The organism is Proteus sp. G2626, assembly GCF_009915985.1.
In the GTDB taxonomy this organism is placed as follows: Bacteria; Pseudomonadota; Gammaproteobacteria; order Enterobacterales; family Enterobacteriaceae; genus Proteus; species Proteus vulgaris.
This window is the reverse complement of record NZ_JAABNH010000007.1, coordinates 1-26265: the sequence shown is the minus strand read 5'-3', so window position 1 is coordinate 26265 and position 26265 is coordinate 1. Positions and strand designations below refer to the sequence as shown.

The following is a 26265-nucleotide window of genomic DNA, read 5'->3' as shown; positions in this document are numbered from 1 at the left end:
TTGCTTAAGTATCGTGTCATCACCGCATTAATTTTAATCCCTATTGTTATTGCCGCTCTATTTCTACTGCCTCCGGTGAGTTTTGGGTTAGTGATTATTGCTATATCAGGCTTAGCGGGTTGGGAATGGGCTCAATTTATTGGTTGGCATTCTCAAGGTAAACGTATTGCAACAGGGGTGGGTTTTGCTGCATTGTTGCTCGTTATGCAGTTTTCTTTACCCAATTTTGACCACCTACTCGACACTCCAATGATAAAAAATGGTTTGTGGGCTGGTTTAATTTGGTGGGTAGCCGCAATTTTATTAGTTGTAAGTTATCCTAATTCAGCCAATATGTGGAAAAATTCAGTTTTTATTAAGCTATTGTTCGGTATATTGACGATTGTTCCTTTTTATTGTGGCATGATGGCATTGCGTATGTTGGGGTATAGCACTGACACTTACACCGGCGCATGGTGGTTACTGTATGTCATGATATTAGTTTGGGCTGCTGATTCTGGTGCTTATGCGTTTGGACGCTTGATGGGGAAACATAAAATGGCTCCTAAAGTGTCTCCGGGTAAAACTCTTGAAGGGTTAGTTGGCGGATTGATTACCGCTGGCGTGGCCTCATGGTTATTTACCTATTTCGCACCAGTCATCGAAGTTCCTAATAATTTATTATTAATATCAGGTGTTGTTGTCATAGTATCTGTATTTGGTGATTTGGCTGAAAGTATGTTTAAACGGGTTTCAGGCATTAAAGACAGTAGTCAATTAATACCAGGGCATGGTGGTGTGCTTGATAGAATTGATAGTTTAACTGCGGCTATTCCAGTTTTTGCAGGATTGGTCTTTCTGATTTCTTCTGGCTTTAAACTATAAAGGTAAGCAATGGGTATCCTGTGGAATCTTGCCGCATTTATTATCGTTTTAGGTATTCTGATTACGGTACATGAGTTTGGGCATTTTTGGGTAGCTAGGCGCTGTGGGATCTACGTTGAGCGTTTTTCTATAGGTTTTGGAAAAGCTATTTGGCGCAAAATAGATAAACATGGTACTGAATTTGTTATCGCATGGATACCTTTGGGTGGCTATGTAAAAATGTTAGATGAACGCGTTGGTGAGGTTTCACCTGAACGTCGTCATCTGGCATTTAATAATAAAACAGTTGGACAACGAGCCGCCGTTGTTGCTGCCGGACCAATTGCCAACTTTTTGTTAGCAATCGTCGCCTATTGGATTGTTTTTATGATAGGTGTTCCTGCATTAAAACCAATAATTGCAGATATTCGTCCGAATTCTATTGCAGAACAAGCAAAATTAACGCCTGGAATGGAACTAAAATCTATTGCAGGTATCGAAACGCCTGATCAGAATTCAGTTCGTTTAGCATTAGTCAGTAAAATTGGTGCCAAAGAGGTTTCATTTGTTGTGTCAGACCCAAATTCACTCTCTGAGAGTGAGAATATACTGAATTTACAACATTGGAATTTTGATCCTGAAAAACAAGATCCCATCTTATCTTTAGGGATTATGCCTGTTGGCGCGAGATTGGACTCAAAAATTGTTGAAGTAACGGTAGGCTCTGTTGCCGAAAAAGCAGGTTTACAGGCAGGGGATCGTATCGTTACAGTTGATGGACAGCCAATTGATACATGGCATCCATTTACTTATTTTGTTCGACAAAGCCCAAATAAACCATTGGCACTTCTTGTTGAACGCAATGGCTCTTCGTTGGAATTAACGATTACACCGACAGCTATTGCACTGAAAGATGGCACTGAAGTAGGGCAAGTTGGTGCGCAATTACAAGTATTACCTCCTGATGAGCAATACTTGATAATGCAACAATACAATCCATTTTCAGCACTATATGAAGCTACTGATAAAACATGGCAGTTGATGGGTTTAACTGTCAAAATGATTGGCAAGTTAGTGGTGGGTGACGTCAAATTGACTAACCTTAGTGGACCCGTTTCTATCGCGAAAGGCGCAGGAATGTCTGCTGATTCTGGGTTTATTTATTATTTGATGTTTATGGCGCTTATTAGTGTCAATCTGGGGATCATTAACTTGTTTCCCCTGCCTGTCTTAGATGGCGGGCACCTGCTTTTCCTGGTTATCGAAAAGATAAAGGGAGGGCCGGTATCTGAGCGTGTACAAGATTTCTGTTATCGCATTGGTATTATGGCACTGATGCTTTTAATGGGGCTTGCACTTTTCAATGATTTCTCTCGCTTATAATTGGTAAGCAGGGACCGGTTAGGAAAACACAAAACAACGATGGCGATGAAAAAGTTGCTTATAGCGTCGCTGCTGCTGGGCAGCGCCACTGCATACGGTTCAGACGGATTCGTAGTTCAGGACATTCAATTCGAAGGTCTTCAACGCGTCGCCGTTGGTGCAGCATTACTGAACATGCCAGTCCGGGTTGGAGACTCGGTTAGCAATGATGATATCAGTCGAACTATCCGTTCGTTATTTGCGACAGGAAACTTTGATGATGTTCGTGTTCTGCGTGATGGAAGTACACTGATTGTTCAAGTAAAAGAGCGTCCAACTATTGCCAGCATTACTTTCTCTGGTAACAAAGCAATCAAAGAAGATATGCTAAAGCAGAATCTTGAGGCTTCTAATATTCGTATTGGCGAGACGCTCGACCGTACAATGCTAGCGAATATCGAGAAAGGGCTTGAAGATTTCTACTATAGTGTTGGTAAATATAATGCAACTGTAAAAGTGGTTGTTACGCCTCTTCCCCGCAACCGTGTTGACTTAAAACTTGTGTTTGCAGAAGGTGTATCAGCAACAATTCAGCAAATCAACATTGTTGGTAATAAAGCGTTTTCTACTGCTGAGCTCGTTAACCGCTTCCAATTACGTGATGATGTGCCTTGGTGGAACTTAGCCGCTGATGAGAAATATCAAAAACAAAAATTGGCAGGTGACCTAGAAACATTAAGAAGTTTCTATCTCGATCGTGGTTATGCCCGTTTTGATATTGAATCAACGAATGTCAGCTTAACGCCAGACAAAAAAGGGATTTACATTACCATTAACCTGAAAGAAGGTGATAAATACACGGTAGAAAATACCGAGATCAATGGTAATACGGCTGGCTATACCAAAGAGATTGAAGATCTTATCCAAATTGCACCAGGCTCTCTTTATAATGGCGCGCAAGTCACCAAAACAGAAAATGATATTAAAAATCTGTTAGGTCGTTATGGATATGCTTATCCTCGCGTAATGACAAACCCTGAAATTAATGATGAAAATAAAACTGTTAAACTGCATGTAAATGTCGATGCAGGAAACCGTTTCTATGTTCGCCAAGTACGATTTGCAGGTAATGATATCACTAAAGACTCTGTTTTACGTCGTGAAATGCGTCAAATGGAAGGTGCGTGGTTAGGTAGCGATTTAGTTGAACAAGGTAAAGAGCGTTTAAATCGTTTAGGTTATTTCGAAACAGTTGAAACTGAAACGCAACGTATTCCGGGGTCGCCTGATCAGGTAGATATTGTTTATCGCGTAAAAGAGCGTAACACAGGTTCTCTTAACTTTGGTGTCGGTTTCGGTACTGAAAGTGGCGTGAGCTTCCAAGTGGGTGTTACTCAAGATAACTGGTTAGGTACAGGTAACGCAGTTGCGATTAATGCGAGTAAAAATGACTACTCAACTTATGCAGAATTATCTGTTACTGATCCATACTTTACTGTTAATGGTGTAAGCTTAGGTGGTCGTATTTTCTATAACGACTTCCGTGCAAATGACGCTGATTTATCAGGTTATACCAATAAATCATATGGTGTAGATGGTACATTAGGTTTCCCAATTAATGAATATAACTCAGCCCGCCTTGGCTTAGGCTATACTCATAATGGTTTGTCACGTATGGAACCTCAGGTTGCTATGTGGCGTTATCTTGAAAGTATGGGTGAACATCCTAATTTTAAAGATCGCGAATCTTTTAGTGCCGATGACTATACGGTTAGTCTGGGGTGGACTTTTAATAATTTAAACAAAGGCTTCTTCCCAACATCAGGTGTGAGAAGTAACTTAAGTGGGCGTGTGACTGTACCTGGCTCTGATAACAAGTACTACAAAGTAACTTGGGACGGTATGGCGTACTACCCAATTGATGAAAAAGAGTCTTGGGTAACCCTGTTTAAAGGTCGTTTAGGCTATGGGGATGGTTTAGGTGGTAAAGAATTACCATTCTATGAAAACTTCTATGCGGGGGGGGCTGGCACCGTTCGTGGTTTCCGTTCAAATAATATCGGGCCTAAAGCCATTTATCTTGGTGAAAATGGTAAGCCAAAACCAGGTGAACCATCGAGTGACGCAATTGGTGGTAATGCTATGGCTGTGGCAAGTTTCGAGCTGATTACACCAACCCCATTTGTGGATGATAAATATTCCTCTTCAGTCAGAACGTCGGTGTTTGTTGATGCGGGTACAGTGTGGGATACCAATTGGAGTAGTACAAACTCTGCTTGGACTGCAGGTATGCCAGATTATAGTCGTGCAAGTGATATACGTGTTTCGACCGGTGTTGCGTTACAATGGTTATCCCCTTTAGGCCCGTTAGTATTCTCTTATGCTAAGCCAATAAAAGATTACGAAGGGGATAAATCAGAGCAATTCCAGTTTAATATTGGTAGAACGTGGTAGCGATGTAAGTAAGGTTGATGCCTGATTCACTATGCTGAAAAAGGCATCCGATTTCTGACAAAAAATTATTTTTGGTTTTAAGGAGTTTAATCGTGAAAAAATTGTTATGTGCCGCTGCCCTAGGAATGGCATTGACCATGTCAGCAGGTGTTCAAGCCGCAGATAAAGTGGGTGTTGTGAACATCGGTCAAGTTCTCCAACAAATTCCTAACCGCGATGCGGTAGAGAAACAATTGGAAAATGAATTCAAATCACGTGATACTGAATTGCAAAACTTGGGTAAAGCATTGCAGACTGCTGTTGAAAAATATCAAAAAGATGCACCAACCATGAATGCAACACAACGTGCAAATACAGAGAAAGATCTGGTTGCTAAACGTGAAGCATATGCACAAAAAGCACAAGCTTTTGAGCAAGACTTTAGTCGTCGTCAAGCTGAAGAACGTAATAAAATCATGAAACGTGTATTAGATGCCGTTGACGCAGTAGCGAAGAAAGAAGGTTATGATGTGATTTTAGATGCTAACACCGTACCTTATTTCGCAGACGGTAAAGATATTACTGCTCAGGTTCAAAAACAGGTTAAATAATAGATGTTTTCAATTCGATTAGCTGATCTTGCTCAGCAATTGAATGCACAGTTACACGGCGATGGTGATATCACTATCGCCGGTCTTGCTTCAATGAGCCTAGCAAATAGCGAACAAATTACATTTCTTTCTGATAGTCGTTATCGTGAGAAATTAACTGAATGCCAAGCAGCTGCCGTTGTATTAACAGAAGCTGATCTTCCGTTTTGTCCCGTTGCTGCCCTTGTGGTAAAAAATCCGTATCTTGCCTATGCTCAAATGGCGCAGATTATGGATACAACCCCACAACCCGCACAAGATATTCATCCAAGCGCTGTGATTTCTCCTGATGCTAAATTAGGAAAAAATGTGTCAGTGGGGGCAAATGCCGTTATCGAATCCGATGTTGTCCTTGGTGACAATGTTGTGATCGGTGCAGGATGTTTTGTTGGTAAAAAAGCACACATCGGTGATAATAGCCGTTTATGGGCAAATGTATCGATATATCATGAAGTTATTATTGGTAAAGATTGCTTAATTCAATCAGGAACAGTGATTGGCTCTGATGGTTTTGGGTATGCTAATGAACGTGGTAATTGGATCAAAATTCCACAATTAGGTTCTGTCGTCATTGGTGATCGTGTGGAAATTGGTGCATGTACGACGATTGACCGAGGCGCATTAGATAACACAGTTATCGGTAATGGTGTTATCATTGATAACCAGTGTCAAATCGCACATAACGTCATTATTGGTGACAACACCGCTGTTGCGGGGGGCGTCATCATGGCGGGTAGCCTGAAAATAGGGCGCTATTGTATGATTGGTGGAGCAAGTGTTATCAATGGTCACATGGAAATCTGTGATAAAGTCACGGTAACAGGAATGGGGATGGTAATGCGTCCTATTACTGAACCAGGGGTTTATTCTTCAGGTATCCCGCTACAACCGAATAAAGCATGGCGTAAAACCGCAGCACTAGTGTTGCGAATTGATGAAATGCAAAAAAGACTTAAGTCGCTTGAACGTCAAGTAGAAAGTAGCGACAAGTAACAAAATACGTCATTGACGGTTGTTACCTATTTTGCGACCTGCGGGTTAACTCACTTTTTTGAGTCACAGCAGGTCGTGTCATTATTAATTAGACGCAGTTTTATTAGACAGGAAGAGTATTGCAATGAGTGAGAATCATACTCTGCAAATCGAAGAAATTTTAGATTTACTTCCACACCGTTACCCATTCTTATTGGTTGATCGTGTCCTTGATTTTGAAGAAAAGAAATTTCTAAGAGCAGTAAAAAATGTATCTTTTAATGAGCCTTTCTTTCAAGGTCACTTCCCAGGAAAACCTATTTTCCCAGGCGTATTGATCCTAGAAGCCATGGCACAAGCAACGGGTATTTTAGCGTTCAAAAGTGTAGGAAAGCTGGAACCTGGTGAGCTTTACTATTTTGCTGCTATTGATGGTGCTCGCTTTAAACGTCCTGTCTTACCTGGGGATCAAATGATCCTAGAGGTAGAATTCATTAAAGAACGCCGCGGTGTTGCTCGCTTTAAAGGTGTCGCTAAAGTTGATGGGGAAATTGCCTGCGAAGCTGAAATGATGTGTGCTCGCCGCCGTGAGGTCTAGCCTATGATAGATAAATCCGCAGTCATTCACCCTTCCTCAATTATTGAAGAGGGTGCGGTAATTGGAGCTAATGTTCGCATTGGCCCTTTTTGCGTTATTGGTGCAAACGTGGAAATCGGTGAAGGTACTGATATCAAATCTCACGTTGTTATCAATGGACATACGCGTATTGGTCGAGAAAATCAGATTTACCAATTTGCTTCTATTGGTGAAGTTAATCAAGATCTGAAATATCGTGGTGAACCCACACAAGTCATTATTGGTGATCGCAACCTTATTCGTGAAAGTGTGACTATCCATCGTGGAACAACTCAGGGTGGTAATATCACAAAAATTGGTAATGACAACTTACTGATGATTAATACACATGTTGCGCATGATTGTATTATTGGTGATCGTTGCATTATTGCCAATAATGGAACACTTGGTGGTCATGTCACTTTAGGTGATTTTGTGATTATCGGTGGTATGAGTGCGGTTCATCAGTTTTGTCAAATTGGCTCTCACGTTATGGTGGGCGGATGTTCAGGTGTGGCACAAGATGTACCTCCTTTTGTTATCGCACAAGGAAACCACGCAACCCCTTATGGGCTGAATATTGAAGGATTAAAACGCCGAGGTTTTGCTAAAGAAGATCTTCATGCTATTCGTAATGCTTATAAAGTCCTTTATCGTAATGGTAAAACACTGGAAGAAGCACGCGAAGAAATTGGACAATTGGTTGCAGATAATAATAATCCGCATGTTAAATTGTTCAGTGATTTTCTGGAAAACTCAGCAAAATCTAACCGTGGCATCATTCGCTAATAGGATATGACCTTGTCAGGCCAATTATCTACTGTTCAGCGTCCGTTAGTCATCGGCTTAGTCGCTGGTGAAACGTCCGGTGATATCTTGGGCGCGGGATTAATCCGCGCTCTAAAACAAATGCATCCCAATGTCCGTTTTGTCGGTGTTGCTGGCCCTCTTATGCAAGCTGAAGGTTGTGATGCTTGGTATGAGATGGAAGAGCTTGCCGTTATGGGGATCGTTGAAGTTCTTGAACGTTTACCTAGATTATTAAAGATCAGAAAAGATCTCACTCAACGATTTTCAGCATTAAAGCCGGATGTTTTTGTGGGAATTGATGCGCCTGATTTTAATATCACCCTTGAAGGCCGTTTAAAGCAAAAAGGGATCAAAACGATTCACTATGTCAGTCCATCGGTATGGGCTTGGCGTCAAAAACGGGTTTTCAAAATTGGCAAAGCGACGGATTTAGTTTTAGCATTCCTGCCTTTTGAAAAAGCGTTTTACGATAAATATCAGGTTCCTTGCCGTTTTATTGGACATACAATGGCAGATGCAATCGCCTTAAATCCAGATAAAAAAGCTGCTCGTAAACATTTAGGAATACCTGAAGATGTCTCTTGTTTAGCCCTCCTTCCTGGTAGTCGTCATGCAGAAGTTGAAATGTTGAGTGCAGATTTTATAAAAACAGCACAGTTACTAAAACAACAAATACCAATGCTTCATATTGTTGTGCCGTTGGTAAATGCTAAACGACGTATTCAATTTGAGCAGATCCATCAAGATATTGCACCTGAACTCGACATTCAGTTGCTTGATGGACAAGCTCGAGAAGCGATGACAGCAAGTGATGCAACCTTATTAGCATCAGGTACAGCAGCACTAGAATGTATGCTGACGAAGTGCCCTATGGTTGTTGGATATCGTATGAAACCCTTTACTTTTTGGTTAGCAAAAAGGTTAGTGAAAACACCTTATGTTTCGTTACCTAATTTATTAGCAGGTCGAGAAATAATCAAAGAGCTATTACAAGAAGAGTGTACGCCAAGGGCATTGTCGGAACAGCTTTTACCTCTTTTAACGGATGAAGAAAAAGTACATCAACTAAAAGAGATATTTTTACAACTTCATAGTGCTATTCGTTGTCATGCGGATGAGCAAGCAGCAAATGCAGTATTAGAATTGGCAGAGAAATAATGGAATTTGTATATCCAAAAGCAAATCTTATTGCTGGAGTTGATGAAGTCGGTCGTGGACCTCTGGTTGGTGCTGTAGTAACGGCCGCTGTTATTCTTGATCCGGCAAACCCGATTAAAGGATTAACAGACTCTAAAAAATTAACAGAAAAAAAACGTAATGCACTGTATGACGAAATACAAGAAAAAGCATTATGCTGGGCTATCGGTCGTGCGGAGCCTGAAGAAATTGATGAGTTAAATATTCTTTGGGCAACGATGAAAGCAATGGAACGCGCTGTTGCTGGATTATCTATTACGCCTGATATGGTTTTGATTGACGGCAACCGCTGTCCTAAATTGCCAATGGCTTCTCAAGCAGTCATAAAAGGGGATAGTTTAGTTCAAGAAATTAGCGCAGCGTCTATTCTTGCTAAAGTCACTCGTGATAGAGAAATGGAAGAGTTAGATAAGCTCTACCCTGATTATGGTTTTGCTAAACATAAAGGGTATCCAACGGTTTTCCATATGGAAAAACTGGCCTTATTAGGGGCAACACCCTATCATCGAAAAAGTTTTGCGCCTGTAAAACGAGCATTAAATTTAAAGTAATCCACAGAGTAATTAAATATTATGGCAGATCCTCGTTTTATCCATCTTAGGGTACACAGCGATTATTCAATGATCGATGGATTGGCAAAAACAGGGCCTCTTGTGAAGAAAGTGGCTTCCCTGGGAATGCCTGCTTTTGCGATTACTGATTTCACTAACTTATGCGGGTTAGTGAAGTTTTATGGAGCCGCACACAGTGCTGGCATTAAACCGATCATTGGTGCTGATGTTTATCTCGAAACAGAATTATTAGGTGATGAATATGCTCACCTTACTATTCTTGCCCGCAATAATGTGGGTTATCAAAATCTTACTTTACTCATTTCTGAAGCATACAAGCACGGTTATGGTGCAGCTGGGCCGATTATTAAACAAGAGTGGCTAACAACCTATAAAGAAGGACTCTTGTTGCTTTCGGGTGGAAGAATGGGCGATGTAGGTAAGTTCTTGCTTCGTGAAAATCGCACTTTAGTTGATCAATGTCTTGAGTATTACCAAACTCACTTTCCTGATAGTTATTATTTAGAACTTATTCGAACAGGTCGCCCTGATGAAGAGAGTTATTTGCATAAAGCTATTACTCTCGCTTCTGAAAAGGGTTTACCTGTTGTTGCAACAAATGACGTCTGTTTTCTTGATAGTGATGACTTTGATGCACATGAAATTCGTGTTGCAATTCATGATGGATTTACGCTCTCCGATCCCAAACGACCTAAAAATTATAGTCCGCAGCAATATATGCGCACAGAAGAAGAAATGTGTGAATTATTTGCTGATATACCAGAGGCATTGGAAAACAGCGTTGAAATAGCCAAACGTTGTAATGTTACAATCCGTTTAGGGGAATACTTTCTTCCACAATTCCCGACAGGGGATATGAGTACTGAAGATTTCCTCGTTAAAAAATCTCGAGAAGGCTTAGAAGAACGTTTAGCTTTTCTGTTTCCAGATCCCGAAGAACGGCAAAAAAGACGCCCTGAATACGACGAACGTCTGGATATCGAGCTAAAAGTGATCAACCAGATGGGATTTCCTGGCTACTTCCTTATCGTGATGGAGTTTATTCAGTGGTCTAAAGATAACGGTGTTCCTGTGGGGCCTGGGCGAGGCTCTGGTGCGGGTTCTTTGGTTGCTTATTCACTCAAAATTACTGACCTTGACCCTCTTGAATTTGACTTACTTTTCGAACGTTTTCTTAACCCAGAACGTGTTTCAATGCCTGACTTTGATGTCGATTTCTGCATGGAAAAACGCGATAGAGTAATTGATCACGTTGCTGATATGTATGGTCGTGATGCAGTATCTCAGATCATTACATTTGGTACGATGGCTGCAAAAGCGGTTATTCGAGATGTTGGGCGCGTTTTAGGACATCCTTACGGTTTTGTTGATAGAATTTCGAAACTTGTCCCCCCTGATCCTGGGATGACGCTAGAAAAAGCATTTGCCGCAGAACCTCAGTTACCTGAAATTTATGAAGCCGATGAAGAGGTTAAATCTCTTATTGATATGGCTCGTAAATTAGAAGGGGTGACACGTAATGCAGGTAAGCATGCGGGTGGTGTTGTTATTTCGCCAACAAAAATCACTGATTTTGCTCCACTTTACTGTGATGCAGAGGGAAATAACCCAGTTACACAATTTGATAAAAATGACGTTGAATATGCCGGTCTTGTTAAATTTGACTTTTTGGGGCTAAGAACACTCACTATCATTAACTGGGCATTAGAAATGATTAATGCTCGGCGCGCAAAAAAATCACTTGAACCTGTTGATATCTCTGCGATCCCATTAACGGATCAGCGTAGTTTTGATATGTTGCAACGTTCTGAAACTACTGCGGTATTCCAGCTGGAATCTCGTGGTATGAAAGATCTTATCAAACGTCTACGTCCTGACTGCTTTGAAGATATGATTGCATTAGTGGCCTTATTTCGCCCGGGCCCATTGCAATCAGGTATGGTGGATAACTTCATTGATCGTAAACATGGCGTTGAAGAGATCTCTTACCCCGATGTTAAATGGCAACACGAGAGCTTACAACCTGTTCTAGAGCCTACCTATGGCGTTATCTTATATCAAGAACAGGTTATGCAAATTGCACAGGTTCTTGCTGGATATACGTTAGGTGGCGCGGATATGTTACGACGCGCAATGGGTAAGAAAAAGCCTGAAGAGATGGCAAAACAGCGTTCTGTGTTTGAAGAAGGAGCTATCAAAAACGGGATTGATGGTGAGCTTGCAATGAAGATCTTTGACTTGGTAGAGAAATTTGCCGGTTATGGATTTAATAAATCGCACTCAGCAGCTTATGCCTTAGTTTCCTATCAGACATTATGGCTAAAAGCCCACTATCCTGCTGAATTTATGGCTGCTGTAATGACAGCAGATATGGATAACACAGAAAAAGTGGTGGGATTGGTTGATGAATGTTGGAGAATGGGATTAAAAGTTCTTCCTCCTGATATTAATAGTGGTTTATATCATTTCCACGTCAATGATGAAGGTGAAATCGTTTACGGTATTGGTGCAATTAAAGGGGTAGGTGAAGGCCCGATTGAAGCAATTGTAGAAGCTCGTCAGCAAGGCGGTCACTTTAAAGATATTTTTGATCTCTGTGCTAGAACAGAAACGAAAAAATTGAATCGCCGAGTGATGGAAAAACTGATAATGTCAGGCGCATTCGATAAGTTAGGGCCTCATCGTGCTGCTTTGATGTCTTCATTAGAAGATGCATTAAAAGCCGCAGACCAACATGCCAAAGCTGAAGCTATAGGGCAATCAGACATGTTTGGCGTGTTAGCTGAAGCGCCGGAACAAGTTGAGCGTTCTTATGCCAATATACCTAAATGGCCAGAACAAGTCGTTTTAGAAGGTGAGCGGGAGACATTAGGTTTATATCTAACAGGTCATCCGATTACACGTTATTTAAAAGAAATTGAACGATATGCTGCGGGAACGCGTCTAAAAGATTTAGTACCGACACCACGTGGTCAAATGGTGAAAGTTGCGGGCTTAGTGCTTGCTTCTAAAGTATTTACGACGAAACGAGGAAATCGAATTGGTGTTTGTACTTTAGATGATCGTTCAGGTCGCTTAGAAATTATGTTATTTTCTGATGCATTGGATAAATACCAACATTTATTAGAACAAGACAAGATTTTAATTGCTACCGGGCAGGTCAGCTTTGATGATTTCAATGGTGGGCTTAAAATGACTGTCCGCGAACTTATGGATATCAACGAAGCCCGTGAAAAATATGCACGAGGACTTGCTATCTCGCTATCCGACAGGCAAATTAATGAGCAATTATTAAATCGTCTTCGCGGCGTTTTAGAACCTCATCGTTCAGGCACGATACCGGTTCATCTTTATTTTGAAAAGCATGATGCCTGTGCACGTTTACGATTTGGTGCGACTTGGCGAGTAACGCCAACAGATATGCTTTTAACGGATCTGCGAACTCTGCTGGGTAATGAGCAGGTAGAATTAGAATTTGACTAAAATAGGAATGTTATGAGTCTTAATTTTCTGGATTTTGAACAGCCGATTGCCGAGTTAGAAGCGAAAATTGATTCGCTAACCGCAGTTAGCCAACATGATGAAAAAATTGATATTAATATCGATGAAGAAGTTTCACGCTTAAGAGAAAAAAGCCTAGAGTTAACGCGTAAGATTTTTTCTGATCTTGGTGCATGGCAAGTTGCACAACTTGCACGTCATCCATTAAGACCTTACACGCTAGATTATATTCATCGTATCTTTACTGATTTCCAAGAATTAGCAGGCGATCGCGCTTATGCTGATGATAAAGCGATTGTGGGTGGTATTGCGCGTTTAGATGGCCGTCCTGTTATGGTTATTGGTCACCAAAAAGGGCGTGAAACGAAAGAAAAGATCCGCCGTAACTTTGGCATGCCTGCACCAGAAGGTTATCGCAAAGCACTGCGTTTAATGGAAATGGCACAACGTTTTAATCTTCCTATTATCACCTTTATTGATACTCCGGGAGCTTATCCGGGGGTTGGTGCTGAAGAGCGAGGTCAATCAGAAGCAATTGCACGTAACTTACGTGAAATGTCACGTTTTAGCGTACCAATTATTTGTACTGTTATTGGCGAAGGTGGTTCTGGTGGTGCGTTAGCGATTGGTGTTGGCGATAAAGTGAATATGTTGCAATACAGCACCTATTCCGTTATTTCACCAGAAGGCTGTGCTTCTATTCTTTGGAAAAGCGCAGATAAAGCACCATTAGCGGCTGAAGCAATGGGGATCACGGCAAACCGTTTAAAAGAGCTTAAGCTAATTGATACGGTTATTCCTGAGCCTTTAGGTGGTGCACATCGTCACTATGATGAAATTGCCACCTCATTAAAAGCACAAATTCAATCTGATTTAGAAGAATTAGATGCATTTGATTCAGAAGAGCTGACCAATCGTCGTTATCAACGTTTAATGGAATACGGCTACTGCTGATCTCTTAATATTTGAATGAATTCTGACAAGCCTCATGTTGATGACATGGGGCTTTTTTATTTTTCTTCTCAAAACTGTTTTTACCGAAATAATTAGAATCTGTGATATTAACAATAATGTATTATATATCAATGTGTTAACTTGGTCTCAAAACTAATATTAATTCACTTTTTCACTAAAAGAATAATAAGTCATATCTATTATTTTATGAGGACATTTAATTCATTAATGAGGATAAGCTAATGATATCGTTTAGTGGCAAAGTTGGAATTATTACTGGTGGCAATAGTGGCATTGGTTTAGCTTCTGCAGAAAAATTTTTATCCTTAGGTGCATCGGTGGTTATTACAGGTAGTAATTTAGCGCGAGGACAAAATGCAGAGAAATACCTAAAAGAGAAAGGATTTTCCGGTGAATTCGTTCAAATGGATGTGACGAATGAAAAAGAAAATGAACAACTTATTGATTATGTTGTAAATAAATATGGACGAATAGATTTTGTTTTTGCTAATGCGGGGGTTTTAACGGATAACCTTGCTGATAAATTAGAGTATGAAAAATGGAAAGATGTTTTGGATGTTAATCTAAATGGACTCTTTTTGATTAATAGAGCAATAATTCAATATTGGCTAAAAAATCACCTTTCAGGTGCGATTGTTAATTGCAGTTCAATTTGTTCTTTTGTTGGACAACATGAATTTCCTGCCTATTGTGCATCAAAAGGTGGAGTCAAGTTACTGACACAAACACTTGCCATTGATTATGCAAATAAAGGTATTCGTGTTAATGCGGTTTGCCCCGGTTATATTGATACACCTTTGCTGGATGGCCGTGAATTAGATAAGCAAAAGTTAGCGGCATTACATCCTATTGGGCGTCTCGGCACGCCAGAAGAAGTGGCCAGCGTTGTTGCGTTTTTAGCTAGCGACGCGGCTTCGTTTGTCACTGGAGCCTCTTATTTGGTTGATGGCGGTTTTACCGCTTAATCCTGTTTTCAATAGGAAGCAGGATAATCGCTATTCTGCTTTTTTAGTTTTTTTAACTTCTCTAAAACCTCGGATTTACTTCTATTTCTCACTGATTTTCTAGTGTTGCCTATGCAATAGAGTTACATTTGGTCTTATGTATAGGAATGCTTTGTATTCGTGCAAAATCAGCTCGAAAAGCTTAACATAATCAGTTGGATTCACTGATAAATGATAAAGCGATGAAACAGGATTACGGTTCACTTCTAAAAGAGATCAAACAGCATATTACTCCCCACACCAAAATTTTGGTGGGCTTTAGTGGTGGAGTGGATTCCACCGTTTTATTACAAGGACTTGTTCGTTTACGTGATGAATTCCAATTACCTTTAGAATTGACGGCTCTCTATATTCATCATGGATTAAATATCAAAGCAGATGATTGGCTTGAGCATTGTGCACAATGCTGTCAGCAATGGCAGGTAAATTTTATCAGTGAAAAAGTGAATGTAGATCCTAAAGACGGGGGGCTTGAAAATAGTGCTAGAGAAGCGCGTTATCAAGCTTTTCGCCGTAATTTACAACCACAGCAAGTGTTAGTGACAGCTCAGCATCAAGATGATCAAGCCGAAACTTTTTTACTGGCATTAAAACGAGGCAGTGGTCCTGCAGGGCTTTCGTCAATGCCAGCTAAAATGCTATTTGAGCATAGCTATTTGCTTCGCCCATTACTTAATATTACACGTGAACAAATTGAGTATTATGCGATTGAACAAGGGCTAACTTGGATAGAAGACGATAGTAATCAAGACGATCGTTATGATCGCAATTTTTTACGTTTACGTGTTATGCCATTATTAACGCAACGCTGGCCTCATTTTTCACAAGCAGTGACTCGCAGTGCAGCACTGTGTGGTGAACAAGAAGCTTTATTAGATGAGCTGTTAGATTCTGAACTTAATGCTTTAATGGACAGTGAGCGAAGTTTAGACATCAACCAACTTGCTCATTGTAGTATGATAAAACGCAATGCGTTATTGAGACGTTGGTTTGCTCAACATGATAAAATGATGCCATCTAGAGAACAAATTTTACGATTGTGGCAAGAAGTCGCTTTAGCTAAAGCCGATGCTGAGCCTAAATTGCAATTTTATCAAGATGAAGTTAGACGTTATAAACAACGACTTTACCTTGTGCCAATAATTGATGAGCCAGTTAATAAAATAATTGAATGGTCGCTTACTCAATCACTGTATTTACCCAGTGGGTTAGGGGTTTTATCACTCACAACAGAAAGAGGAAAAAATACGGTTAGAGCGCCTTCAAATGATGAAAAAGTCACCGTTCGTTTTGGTTTAACACAAGCATCTTTACGTATTGTGGGGCGAGAGCATGCTCGACATAGCAAAAAGATTTGGCAAGAACTTGAAGTTGCACCTTGGCGTAGAACACGAATTCCTTTGATTTATTATAATGATACGTTAATTACTGCTATTAATACATTTGTGACTTTTGAGGGAAAAGCAACATCAGAACATGTGATTAATATTGAGTGGCAAGAGGCTCATGAATGAACAACCGCCAGCTGGCGGTTGTTCCTTATTCGGTTATTCCGATTTTATAACAATAGTCCCAAGTTCGGGATTAGAAAAACTGGCAATGATATCCAGTCGTAAATCTTTTGAGCCTTCAGACGTTTTGATTTTTAGGTATTCAACCTTTTTGCTTAAGAAAAGGTCATCAGCAACGCCTTCAATAAGCTCACCATCATGCAATTCAATATGGAGCGCTAAACCACGTTGGCATGCTAGCTCCAGATACTCGTAATCATCACAGTTAATTGGTTGATATTCTGTATTTGTTGACATATTCCCTCACCACTCTTTCGTGGCGGTATAGCCGCCAGTGAATAATTCAGAATAAAATCATTATGCTGTTATTCGATGTGAGCACAATAGTTATTATAATAATTTTCTGAAATAGTGCTTTATTCGAAGTGATTTGAGAAATAACTGGCAATTATAGGTGCATTTATCTTAAAGCGCGTTTTATTACCCCCTTTTATTTTAAAAAATGTTAGAATCATATTGAGAATGATTTATTAAAAAGTACCCAGAATGTAGGGAGTCGATGATGGGGAAAAAACTTTTATTTGCAGCCGTTGCTGCCGGGTTGTTTGTGCTATCAGGTTGCCAAAATAATATTGGCTTATCGCTTGATGGAAAAATTGTAGACCAAACTTATAACAGTATTCTGCCGTGTGCCGATTGTTCTGGTATCGACACCACAATTCTTGTTAATCAAGATGGCTCTTATGTTATGGAGCAAAGCTATCAAGGTTCAGCGGATGATAAACGCAGTTTTTTTGAATCAGGAACTTGGGTATTAGGTAAAGATAAGCTGACGCTGACTAATAGTTATGGCGAGAAAAGCTATTATTTACCTCGTGAAGATAAATTAGTCATGCTTGATATTGATGGTAACGTCATTAATTCGGAGCTAAATTATACATTAGCTAAAGTTCAGCCTAAACAGCTTGTTGGCGAGTTTACCTATTTTGCTGATGCTGGAACCTTTAAAGATTGCCAATCAGGGCGTGTTTATGCAGCAAATGGTATTGAATTAGAAAAAGGTTATTTCTCAACAGGGGTTGAGGGGGGAACACCCGTTTACCTTGAAGTGAAGGGTTATTACAGTATTCGCCCTTCCATGGAAGAGGGTAAATATGACAGAGCGTTAGTTGTTACTGATGAAAAACCCCGTTTTAATCGTCATGGCTCCTGTGAAAACCATCGTGGTGGCAGAAGCTAAGTTTTAGTCTATTTCTCAATAAAAAACCGCTGAATTTGAAGCGGTTTTTTATTTATCGAAATGAAGCCTCTTGAAGATAAGAGGCTTGATAATTAAGCGAGTTGCTCTTTAATAAAGGCAACAACATCGTCAACATTGACCAGTGATTTATCATCACTACGGCGTGCTTTATATTCGATTTGATTGTTGTCTAAGTTACGATCACCAATTACGATAGTGTGTGGAATGCCAATCAGTTCCATATCAGCAAACATCACTCCTGGACGCTCTTTACGATCATCAAAAAGAACATCGATGCCTTGAGCGCGTAATTCGTTATAAAGTCTGTCGGCAACTTCTTTCACACGATAAGAACGGTGCATGTTCATTGGTAAAATAGCGACTTGGAATGGGGCAATTGCATCTGGCCAAATAATACCGCGAGCATCATGATTTTGTTCAATAGCAGCCGCAACAATACGAGTAATCCCAATACCGTAGCAACCCATAGTCACGATTTGGTTATGACCTTCTTCGTTTTGTACCGTTGCTTTTAATGCTTCAGAGTATTTTGTACCGAGTTGGAAAATATGACCCACTTCAATACCACGCTTAATTAGCAACGTTCCTTTACCGTCAGGACTTGGGTCACCTTCAACAACATTACGGATATCTGCAATCTCAGCAACAGGTAAATCACGCTCCCAGTTGATGCCAAAGTAGTGTTTACCATCAACGTTTGCACCAGCGCCGAAATCACTCATTACAGAGACTGAACGATCCATAATTACTGGTAGTGGTAGATTAACTGGACCTAATGAACCTGGGCCTGCATTTACCGCTTGGCGAATTTCAGCTTCTGTAGCAAAAGTTAAAGGTGCGGCAACAATAGCGCATTTTTCTGCTTTTACTTCGTTGAGTTCGTGATCACCACGGACTAATAGCGCAACTAATTGATGGCCACTTTCTTTCGTGCCATGAACAATCAGTGTCTTAACTGTTTTTTCAATAGGTAGATTGAACTGTTCAACTAATTCAGCAATCGTTTTAGCATTTGGTGTATCGACTAAACGTAATTCTTCTGTTGCTGCTGCGCGTGGAGTAGTAGGCATTACAGCCTCTGCTAATTCGATATTCGCTGCATAGTCAGAACCTGTAGAGAAAACAATATCGTCTTCACCGCTGTCGGCTAATACTTGGAATTCGTGAGATGCATTACCACCAATAGAACCCGTATCTGCAAGTACTGGACGGAAATCTAGACCAATACGTGAGAAGATTTTGCTATAAGCTTCATACATTCTGTCGTAAGTCTCTTGTAAAGACTCTTGAGAGATATGGAAAGAGTAAGCATCTTTCATAATAAACTCACGAGAACGCATAACGCCGAAACGAGGGCGTACTTCATCGCGGAATTTAGTTTGAATTTGATATAGGTTTAGTGGAAGTTGTTTGTAAGAAGTAATTTCATTACGAACAATATCAGTGACAACTTCTTCATGAGTTGGGCCTAAAACAAATGGACGCTCGCCTCTGTCTGCAAAACGCAGTAATTCAGGACCATATTGTTCCCAACGACCACTTTCTAGCCATAAATCAGCGGGTTGAACAACGGGCATTGAAATTTCAAGTGATCCTGCGTTGTCCATCTCTTCACGAACAATTTTTTCAATTTTTCTCAGAACACGAACCCCTGTCGGCATCCAATCATAAAGACCAGAAGCGAGCTTACGGATCATGCCCGCGCGAAGCATAAGTTGATGGCTGACAATTTCTGCATCAGCAGGTGTCTCTTTTAAAGTAGAGAGCAAATAGTGGCTAGTACGCATTATTAGGTTCCATTAGAACAAAAATACTTAGGCTGACTGTCACGCCAGTCTATATCAATATAATTAGAGAAAGACTTTAGTCTACCAGTGACTTAGGTCTGCCAAAAGGGGCAACGCATTTTTTTCAATCTGATTTGTTTAAAGACAACGAGAATGACGCTCAGATTGGATAATTCATGATAGCAATATCAATGAAGATAGTAGCAAGTTACCGCGGTTCTATACCAAGAACAAGTGTCTGTTGCCCATTCACTTGCCAGCGAACATTAAATTCAAGTAAATGCACCGCATAGATCCTATCACTTTGCGCCTTTTTTTTATAAGCAGGACGAGGATCTTGTTGTAATACTTGAGTAATAAAACGCGAAAGATGAGGGTATTCGTTTGCATAATGTTGTAACTGTTCTAAAGCGCGTTGTGAAAAGAAAACAGGCATCTCATTATCTGGTGCTTCTTGTGCAAACCCAGCCATCGCATTTGGGCGAGACTCTGCAAACGGTAAGTAAGGTTTGATATCAAGAATAGGTGTGCCATCAATTAAATCAAGACTACCTAATTCTAAAGTAACAGATTGATTTTCTATATTTACTTTTTTTAATTCAACCAAAGACATACCAATTGGATTGGGACGAAAGGTTGAGCGAGTTGCAAATACTCCTATTTTAGTGTTTCCGCCCAATCTTGGGGGACGAACAAGAGGATGCCAGCTTTGTTTTGCTGTTTGATGAAAAATAAAAATTAACCAAAGGTGACTAAATTGCTCTAAGCCTCGAACTGCATCAGGATGATTATAGGGGGAGTGTAAAATAAGTTGGCCACCGCCATCCTGGATTAATCCAGGTTGGCGTGGAACGGCAAATTTTTCTTTATAAGGACTCGATATATATCCTATAGGATTCATTTGGTAGGTGTTCATTTTGTAATGAGTAGTGCTGTGCCTTCACAAATGGCAGATTGGTAGCAACCTAAACCAGTGACAATTTGGCATTCATGTAATAGAACAGCATTGGCATTTTTGTAAGCTGCTTTTGTTGCCATTCTTTTTTTTGCAATAGGCAAACTTGCTGGCGGATCTTGTAATGTTTGGCGGCAAGATTCACCCGCAACAACGCCGAGATCTTTAAACGGAGCACCCAGAAGGTCTTCTGTTTTTTCAACGATACGCACTGAAGGTAAAGTTTGTGATCTTGGTTTTTGTGGTTGCCCTGGTTTATTTAAACGCATATCCGTAAATTTAGACTGATCAACATCAGATGAATTTTGCATTGAACAGCCTGTCATAAACAGCGCCATGATGCCAAGAAGTAGCAAGCGCATGTGCATGGGTCATATCCTCTTTATTATTGTCTATACAAAAATTAAACGGCTCTAATTTAATGCAAATTAGCCAAGTAAAAAAGAGAAAGGCGAACAAATGTCCGCCTTTTTTATAATTAAGTTAAATATTAACGTATTACCAGCCTTTTACCGCACCACCGTTAAAAATTTTATTGGCAGCACTATCCACTTCATCAGTTTGATAGGCTTGAATAAATTTCTTCACATTCTCACTATCTTTATTATCTTCACGAGCAACAATGATATTTACGTATGGTGAGTCTTTATCTTCAACAAAAATACCGTCTTTTGCTGGTGTTAAATTAACTTGGCTTGCATAAGTAGTGTTAATTACCGCTAAGTAGATTTTTTGATCATCTAATGAGCGAGGTAATTGTGGTGCTTCTAATTCAACTAATTGTAATTTTTTAGGGTTTTCAATAATATCAAGCTTGGTAGGTAACAGACCTACGCCATCTTTTAATTTAATTAGCCCAACTTTTTCTAATAAGAGCAGTGAGCGACCTAAGTTTGTTGGATCATTAGGAATAGCCACTTGTGCTTCATCAGGTAAATCGGCTAAATCTGTAATCTTTTTAGAATAACCCGCGATAGGATAAATAAAAGTATTTCCTACAGCTGTTATTTTGTAATTGCGATCTTTAATTTGTTGGTCTAAATAAGGTTTATGTTGGAATGCATTAATGTCGATATCACCACGACTTAATGATTCATTAGGCATGACAAAGTCATTGAAAGTGACGAGTTCTACGTCAAGACCATATTTATCTTTAGCGACTTGTTTTGCTACTTCTGCGACTTGTTGTTCAGAGCCTGAAATAACACCGACACGGATATGGTTTGGATCTTTTTCTTTTTCACCACAACCAGCTAACGCTAATGCACCAACTAAAGCACTTACAACTGCGAGTGATTTAAATTTCAACGACATACATTTACCCTTATTTGATCTGTTAATTAAAAGGCTTCGTTATTAATAATAGAAACCTTCAATCTATTTATTTATGTGTTGTCAGCTTTACTAAGCGATCGCCGAAAAACTGAATGATAAAAACAAGAATAACGAGTAGAACAATGACTGTATTCATAACTGTTGCATTATAGCCAACGTAACCATATTGGTAGCCAATTTGACCTAAACCACCGGCACCAACAGCACCTCCCATTGCGGAGTAACCCACTAATGTAATTAAAGTAATGGTTGCCGCATTAATCAAGCCAGGTAAAGATTCGGGTAATAAAATCTTTTTAATAATTTGCATTGGTGTTGCCCCCATAGAGCGGGAGGCTTCAATTAATCCCTGAGGGATTTCTAACAGCGTATTTTCGACCATACGTGCAATAAATGGCGCTGCTCCAACGGTTAATGGCACAATGGCTGCTTGCAAGCCAATTGAAGTCCCGACAACCATACGTGTAAAAGGGATCATCCATACTAATAAGATAATAAAAGGGATTGCCCTAAAAATATTGACGAGTGCTGAAATAATACGGTAGGCAGGTGGATTTGCCATAATTTGTTCAGGACGCGTGACATAAAGTAAAACACCCAATGGTAAGCCGATAACAAAACCAAAGAAGCCTGAAACAAAGGTCATGACTAAGGTTTCCCAGATCCCACTAATTAATAAATAAATCATTCCTTCAGACATAACCGAGAACCTCTACTTTCACATGATGCTCTTCTAAAAACGCAATCGATTTTTCAGTGTTACCATTCTTACCGTGTAGTTCAGCTAACATCACGCCAAATTTCACGCCACCGGCATAGTCCATTTGAGAACTTAAAATATTAATATCAGCGTCAAAACGACGTGCAACAATAGACATTAATGGTGCATCGACAGATTGGCCGTTAAATTCAAGTTTTAATAATGGGAATAAACCTTCTTCCCACTCTGGTTTCATGCGCTCTTTATAGTCTTCAGGAATATCTAATTGTAATGTCGATTGAATAAAAGCTTGAGAAACAGGCGTTTTAGGGTGAGAGAAAACCGCACTAACAGCATCACTTTCAACTAATTCACCACCACTAATAACGGCAACTTGGTCACAAATACGTTTTACAACATCCATTTCATGAGTGATTAATAAAATGGTGAGGCCTAAACGACGGTTAATGTCTTTCAGTAACTCTAAAATAGAACGTGTTGTTGCTGGATCTAGTGCGCTGGTAGCTTCATCACATAATAAAACGTTTGGTGAGTTTGCTAATGCTCGTGCAATTGCAACACGTTGTTTTTGTCCACCAGATAAGTTAGCGGGGTAATACTCTTTCTTATCAGACAGACCTACTAATTCCAGTAATTCATTAACACGCTTATTGATCTCAGCACGAGGCGTATTATCAAGCTCTAATGGTAATGCGACATTATCAAATACGGTACGTGAGGACAGTAAATTGAAATGCTGGAAAATCATGCCAATACCACGGCGTGCTTTCGTTAATTCTTTATCTGATAACTTTGTGAGATCTCGTCCATCGACCAATACTTCACCTGAAGTTGGTTTCTCTAACATATTTACGCAACGTATAAGTGTACTTTTACCCGCTCCTGACGATCCGATAACACCAAAAATCTGCCCTTGTGGCACGTGCAGGTTTATATTTGATAGCGCGTGTATAGAACGCTCTCCCTGCTTAAATACTTTGTTTATATTCGTCAGTTTAATCATGTTTTTCTTTATATAAGTAGATATGGGACATAAAGACTATTCTGCCCGAGTTAAAATAGATGTTAAGGCGTCTAGACGGCTAAGTCAATAAAAAAGAGTAGAAGGCTAATAAAGAAAGAAAGCCGTGGATATCATTCTCTATATAAGAAAAAACATGCGATACTAATAAAAATATCTAAATGGAGTAATGTGCTGTGAGTAAGGGGATTTCTGCGATTTTCTTAGATCGCGATGGAACTATTAATATAGACCATGGTTATGTATCTGAAATTGATAACTTTGAATTTATTGATGGCGTTATTGAGGCAATGGCTGAATTAAAAGCTATGGGCTATGCCTTAGTATTAGTAACCAATCAATCAGGTATTGGCCGAGGCTATTATAGTGAAGATCAATTTTTACACTTAACAGAATGGATGGATTGGTCTTTAGCTGATAGAGGCGTTGATTTAGATGGTATCTATTATTGCCCTCATCATCCTGATGCAACTGTAAAAGAATTTAAGAAAGCTTGTGATTGTCGTAAACCTGCCTCTGGTATGTTTATGGATGCTAAAGCACAATTGAATATCGATATGGCTTCTTCTTATATGGTTGGTGATAAAAAAGAAGATATGTTGGCAGCAAAAAATGCAGGTGTAGGTCATAAAATTCTAGTTCGTACAGGAAAAGAGATAACAAAAGAGGCACAAGAGTGTGCAGATTTTGTTCTTGATAGCCTTACAGACTTGCCAAAATGGTTAAAAAGCCACAAAAAATAAGCACTTCGTTTAATTTACCAACAAACGATCATTTTTTTTAAAAAAACTATTGCCAGCCTCAGAAAACTCCCTATAATGCGTCCTCGTTGTCACGGAACAGGGCGCTAAGCGAACTGACTGAGAGAACAAAGAAAAAAGTGTGAAGCCTTGAAAATAAACGCTTGACACGAAATGAGGAAGATGTAGAATGCACCTCCTCGCAACAACGCAGAAGACCGGAAACGGCAGCGAATGTTGCACTGCTCTTTAACAAATTATCAGACAATCTGTGTGGGCACTCGCAGAGACGATATCTTCTAAAATATTAGATGTATCAAGTCTTGAAGAGTGAACAACAAAAGTAAATTCATTTATGAATAGCTAAGTTTTCGATTTCTTTGAGCATCAAACACTTTTAATTGAAGAGTTTGATCATGGCTCAGATTGAACGCTGGCGGCAGGCCTAACACATGCAAGTCGAGCGGTAACAGAAGAAAGCTTGCTTTCTTGCTGACGAGCGGCGGACGGGTGAGTAATGTATGGGGATCTGCCCGATAGAGGGGGATAACTACTGGAAACGGTGGCTAATACCGCATGACGTCTACGGACCAAAGCAGGGGCTCTTCGGACCTTGCGCTATCGGATGAACCCATATGGGATTAGCTAGTAGGTGAGGTAATGGCTCACCTAGGCGACGATCTCTAGCTGGTCTGAGAGGATGATCAGCCACACTGGGACTGAGACACGGCCCAGACTCCTACGGGAGGCAGCAGTGGGGAATATTGCACAATGGGCGCAAGCCTGATGCAGCCATGCCGCGTGTATGAAGAAGGCCTTAGGGTTGTAAAGTACTTTCAGCGGGGAGGAAGGTGATAAAGTTAATACCTTTATCAATTGACGTTACCCGCAGAAGAAGCACCGGCTAACTCCGTGCCAGCAGCCGCGGTAATACGGAGGGTGCAAGCGTTAATCGGAATTACTGGGCGTAAAGCGCACGCAGGCGGTCAATTAAGTCAGATGTGAAAGCCCCGAGCTTAACTTGGGAATTGCATCTGAAACTGGTTGGCTAGAGTCTTGTAGAGGGGGGTAGAATTCCACGTGTAGCGGTGAAATGCGTAGAGATGTGGAGGAATACCGGTGGCGAAGGCGGCCCCCTGGACAAAGACTGACGCTCAGGTGCGAAAGCGTGGGGAGCAAACAGGATTAGATACCCTGGTAGTCCACGCTGTAAACGATGTCGATTTAGAGGTTGTGGTCTTGAACCGTGGCTTCTGGAGCTAACGCGTTAAATCGACCGCCTGGGGAGTACGGCCGCAAGGTTAAAACTCAAATGAATTGACGGGGGCCCGCACAAGCGGTGGAGCATGTGGTTTAATTCGATGCAACGCGAAGAACCTTACCTACTCTTGACATCCAGCGAATCCTTTAGAGATAGAGGAGTGCCTTCGGGAACGCTGAGACAGGTGCTGCATGGCTGTCGTCAGCTCGTGTTGTGAAATGTTGGGTTAAGTCCCGCAACGAGCGCAACCCTTATCCTTTGTTGCCAGCGCGTAATGGCGGGAACTCAAAGGAGACTGCCGGTGATAAACCGGAGGAAGGTGGGGATGACGTCAAGTCATCATGGCCCTTACGAGTAGGGCTACACACGTGCTACAATGGCAGATACAAAGAGAAGCGACCTCGCGAGAGCAAGCGGAACTCATAAAGTCTGTCGTAGTCCGGATTGGAGTCTGCAACTCGACTCCATGAAGTCGGAATCGCTAGTAATCGTAGATCAGAATGCTACGGTGAATACGTTCCCGGGCCTTGTACACACCGCCCGTCACACCATGGGAGTGGGTTGCAAAAGAAGTAGGTAGCTTAACCTTCGGGAGGGCGCTTACCACTTTGTGATTCATGACTGGGGTGAAGTCGTAACAAGGTAACCGTAGGGGAACCTGCGGTTGGATCACCTCCTTACCTAAGAGATACGTGTTATGTGCAGTGCTCACACAGATTGTCTGATGAAGAACGAGCA

General features: G+C 40.6%; 22 protein-coding genes and 1 rRNA gene. 16 read left to right on the top strand and 7 right to left on the bottom strand.

Annotated elements, in window-relative coordinates:
• The 13 genes from cdsA (at position 1) to tilS (ending at position 16449) form a co-directional block, all read left to right on the top strand.
• Positions 1-864: a phosphatidate cytidylyltransferase gene (cdsA, locus tag GWJ05_RS02645; protein ID WP_036934027.1), complete on the top strand. Its 864-nt coding sequence runs from the start codon at positions 1-3 to the stop codon at positions 862-864.
• A gap of 9 nt (positions 865-873) precedes the next feature.
• Entirely contained in the window at positions 874-2226 is a 1353-nt protein-coding gene (gene rseP / locus GWJ05_RS02640) for a sigma E protease regulator RseP (protein WP_036934025.1), read from the top strand.
• Between the two features lie 39 nt (positions 2227-2265).
• Complete coding sequence (bamA, locus tag GWJ05_RS02635; RefSeq protein WP_123822375.1) at positions 2266-4659, top strand: outer membrane protein assembly factor BamA; 2394 nt, start codon at positions 2266-2268, stop codon at positions 4657-4659.
• 92 nt (positions 4660-4751) lie between these two features.
• On the top strand, positions 4752-5249 hold the full coding sequence (locus tag GWJ05_RS02630) for an OmpH family outer membrane protein (protein ID WP_036934019.1): 498 nt from the start codon (positions 4752-4754) through the stop codon (positions 5247-5249).
• Between the two features lie 3 nt (positions 5250-5252).
• Positions 5253-6281 (top strand): UDP-3-O-(3-hydroxymyristoyl)glucosamine N-acyltransferase, encoded by a 1029-nt coding sequence (gene lpxD / locus GWJ05_RS02625; RefSeq protein ID WP_036934016.1) that lies wholly within the window; start codon positions 5253-5255, stop codon positions 6279-6281.
• Between the two features lie 124 nt (positions 6282-6405).
• Entirely contained in the window at positions 6406-6858 is a 453-nt protein-coding gene (gene fabZ / locus GWJ05_RS02620) for a 3-hydroxyacyl-ACP dehydratase FabZ (protein WP_006535887.1), read from the top strand.
• Between the two features lie 3 nt (positions 6859-6861).
• Entirely contained in the window at positions 6862-7665 is an 804-nt protein-coding gene (gene lpxA / locus GWJ05_RS02615; RefSeq protein WP_123822374.1) for an acyl-ACP--UDP-N-acetylglucosamine O-acyltransferase, read from the top strand.
• A 6-nt stretch (positions 7666-7671) separates the two neighbouring features.
• Entirely contained in the window at positions 7672-8844 is a 1173-nt protein-coding gene (lpxB, locus tag GWJ05_RS02610; protein WP_087803524.1) for a lipid-A-disaccharide synthase, read from the top strand.
• Positions 8844-9434 (top strand): ribonuclease HII, encoded by a 591-nt coding sequence (gene rnhB, locus GWJ05_RS02605; protein WP_036934008.1) that lies wholly within the window; start codon positions 8844-8846, stop codon positions 9432-9434. The genes lpxB and rnhB overlap by 1 nt, the downstream gene beginning before the upstream one ends.
• Positions 9435-9455: 21 nt before the next feature.
• The gene (gene dnaE / locus GWJ05_RS02600) at positions 9456-12938 is read left to right on the top strand and encodes a DNA polymerase III subunit alpha (protein WP_161681037.1); all 3483 of its coding nucleotides are present in this window, start codon (positions 9456-9458) and stop codon (positions 12936-12938) included.
• A 12-nt stretch (positions 12939-12950) separates the two neighbouring features.
• Complete coding sequence (gene accA / locus GWJ05_RS02595; protein ID WP_036934005.1) at positions 12951-13910, top strand: acetyl-CoA carboxylase carboxyl transferase subunit alpha; 960 nt, start codon at positions 12951-12953, stop codon at positions 13908-13910.
• Between the two features lie 242 nt (positions 13911-14152).
• A complete protein-coding gene (locus tag GWJ05_RS02590; protein WP_036934002.1) occupies positions 14153-14896 on the top strand; it encodes an SDR family NAD(P)-dependent oxidoreductase in 744 nt (247 codons plus the stop codon).
• Between the two features lie 221 nt (positions 14897-15117).
• The gene (tilS, locus tag GWJ05_RS02585) at positions 15118-16449 is read left to right on the top strand and encodes a tRNA lysidine(34) synthetase TilS (RefSeq protein WP_036934000.1); all 1332 of its coding nucleotides are present in this window, start codon (positions 15118-15120) and stop codon (positions 16447-16449) included.
• A gap of 33 nt (positions 16450-16482) precedes the next feature.
• Here tilS and rof read toward each other — a convergent pair whose 3' ends face one another.
• Positions 16483-16743, bottom strand: coding sequence for a Rho-binding antiterminator (gene rof / locus GWJ05_RS02580; RefSeq protein WP_036933998.1), 261 nt, complete (start codon positions 16741-16743; stop codon positions 16483-16485).
• Positions 16744-17005: 262 nt separating this feature from the next.
• Between rof and nlpE the strand changes: the two genes are divergently transcribed.
• The gene (gene nlpE / locus GWJ05_RS02575; protein WP_082239437.1) at positions 17006-17686 is read left to right on the top strand and encodes an envelope stress response activation lipoprotein NlpE; all 681 of its coding nucleotides are present in this window, start codon (positions 17006-17008) and stop codon (positions 17684-17686) included.
• A 92-nt stretch (positions 17687-17778) separates the two neighbouring features.
• Here nlpE and proS read toward each other — a convergent pair whose 3' ends face one another.
• From proS to metN, 6 genes are all read right to left on the bottom strand, one after another.
• Positions 17779-19494, bottom strand: coding sequence for a proline--tRNA ligase (proS, locus tag GWJ05_RS02570; protein WP_036933994.1), 1716 nt, complete (start codon positions 19492-19494; stop codon positions 17779-17781).
• A gap of 208 nt (positions 19495-19702) precedes the next feature.
• On the bottom strand, positions 19703-20410 hold the full coding sequence (tsaA, locus tag GWJ05_RS02565; protein ID WP_036933992.1) for a tRNA (N6-threonylcarbamoyladenosine(37)-N6)-methyltransferase TrmO: 708 nt from the start codon (positions 20408-20410) through the stop codon (positions 19703-19705).
• On the bottom strand, positions 20407-20817 hold the full coding sequence (rcsF, locus tag GWJ05_RS02560) for an Rcs stress response system protein RcsF (protein WP_082239436.1): 411 nt from the start codon (positions 20815-20817) through the stop codon (positions 20407-20409). Before rcsF ends, tsaA begins: the two co-directional genes overlap by 4 nt.
• A gap of 130 nt (positions 20818-20947) precedes the next feature.
• Positions 20948-21763 carry a MetQ/NlpA family lipoprotein gene (locus tag GWJ05_RS02555; RefSeq protein ID WP_036933990.1) on the bottom strand — a complete coding sequence of 272 codons (816 nt, stop codon included), beginning with the start codon at positions 21761-21763 and terminating at the stop codon, positions 20948-20950.
• A gap of 67 nt (positions 21764-21830) precedes the next feature.
• On the bottom strand, positions 21831-22484 hold the full coding sequence (locus GWJ05_RS02550) for a methionine ABC transporter permease MetI (RefSeq protein ID WP_036933988.1): 654 nt from the start codon (positions 22482-22484) through the stop codon (positions 21831-21833).
• On the bottom strand, positions 22477-23508 hold the full coding sequence (gene metN, locus GWJ05_RS02545; RefSeq protein ID WP_036933987.1) for a methionine ABC transporter ATP-binding protein MetN: 1032 nt from the start codon (positions 23506-23508) through the stop codon (positions 22477-22479). The genes GWJ05_RS02550 and metN overlap by 8 nt, the downstream gene beginning before the upstream one ends.
• 194 nt (positions 23509-23702) lie before the next feature.
• On the opposite strand from metN, the gene gmhB reads away from it, so the two are divergent.
• Positions 23703-24269 (top strand): D-glycero-beta-D-manno-heptose 1,7-bisphosphate 7-phosphatase, encoded by a 567-nt coding sequence (gmhB, locus tag GWJ05_RS02540; protein WP_036933985.1) that lies wholly within the window; start codon positions 23703-23705, stop codon positions 24267-24269.
• A gap of 395 nt (positions 24270-24664) precedes the next feature.
• A 16S ribosomal RNA gene (locus GWJ05_RS02535) occupies positions 24665-26207 on the top strand.
• Positions 26208-26265 lie beyond the last annotated feature (58 nt).

Bases quoted from the DNA above. Each gene is read 5' to 3' on its own strand.
- lpxB (WP_087803524.1), top strand. From the start codon at position 7,672: ATGACCTTGTCAGGCCAATTATCTACTGTTCAGCGTCCGTTAGTCATC.
- accA (WP_036934005.1), top strand. From the start codon at position 12,951: ATGAGTCTTAATTTTCTGGATTTTGAACAGCCGATTGCCGAGTTAGAA.
- fabZ (WP_006535887.1), top strand. From the start codon at position 6,406: ATGAGTGAGAATCATACTCTGCAAATCGAAGAAATTTTAGATTTACTT.
- lpxD (WP_036934016.1), top strand. From the start codon at position 5,253: ATGTTTTCAATTCGATTAGCTGATCTTGCTCAGCAATTGAATGCACAG.
- GWJ05_RS02590 (WP_036934002.1), top strand. From the start codon at position 14,153: ATGATATCGTTTAGTGGCAAAGTTGGAATTATTACTGGTGGCAATAGT.
- metN (WP_036933987.1), bottom strand. From the start codon at position 23,508: ATGATTAAACTGACGAATATAAACAAAGTATTTAAGCAGGGAGAGCGT.
- rcsF (WP_082239436.1), bottom strand. From the start codon at position 20,817: ATGCACATGCGCTTGCTACTTCTTGGCATCATGGCGCTGTTTATGACA.
- GWJ05_RS02555 (WP_036933990.1), bottom strand. From the start codon at position 21,763: ATGTCGTTGAAATTTAAATCACTCGCAGTTGTAAGTGCTTTAGTTGGT.
- tsaA (WP_036933992.1), bottom strand. From the start codon at position 20,410: ATGAACACCTACCAAATGAATCCTATAGGATATATATCGAGTCCTTAT.
- bamA (WP_123822375.1), top strand. From the start codon at position 2,266: ATGGCGATGAAAAAGTTGCTTATAGCGTCGCTGCTGCTGGGCAGCGCC.
- rof (WP_036933998.1), bottom strand. From the start codon at position 16,743: ATGTCAACAAATACAGAATATCAACCAATTAACTGTGATGATTACGAG.
- nlpE (WP_082239437.1), top strand. From the start codon at position 17,006: ATGATGGGGAAAAAACTTTTATTTGCAGCCGTTGCTGCCGGGTTGTTT.
- dnaE (WP_161681037.1), top strand. From the start codon at position 9,456: ATGGCAGATCCTCGTTTTATCCATCTTAGGGTACACAGCGATTATTCA.
- rnhB (WP_036934008.1), top strand. From the start codon at position 8,844: ATGGAATTTGTATATCCAAAAGCAAATCTTATTGCTGGAGTTGATGAA.
- GWJ05_RS02550 (WP_036933988.1), bottom strand. From the start codon at position 22,484: ATGTCTGAAGGAATGATTTATTTATTAATTAGTGGGATCTGGGAAACC.
- proS (WP_036933994.1), bottom strand. From the start codon at position 19,494: ATGCGTACTAGCCACTATTTGCTCTCTACTTTAAAAGAGACACCTGCT.
- tilS (WP_036934000.1), top strand. From the start codon at position 15,118: ATGAAACAGGATTACGGTTCACTTCTAAAAGAGATCAAACAGCATATT.
- lpxA (WP_123822374.1), top strand. From the start codon at position 6,862: ATGATAGATAAATCCGCAGTCATTCACCCTTCCTCAATTATTGAAGAG.
- rseP (WP_036934025.1), top strand. From the start codon at position 874: ATGGGTATCCTGTGGAATCTTGCCGCATTTATTATCGTTTTAGGTATT.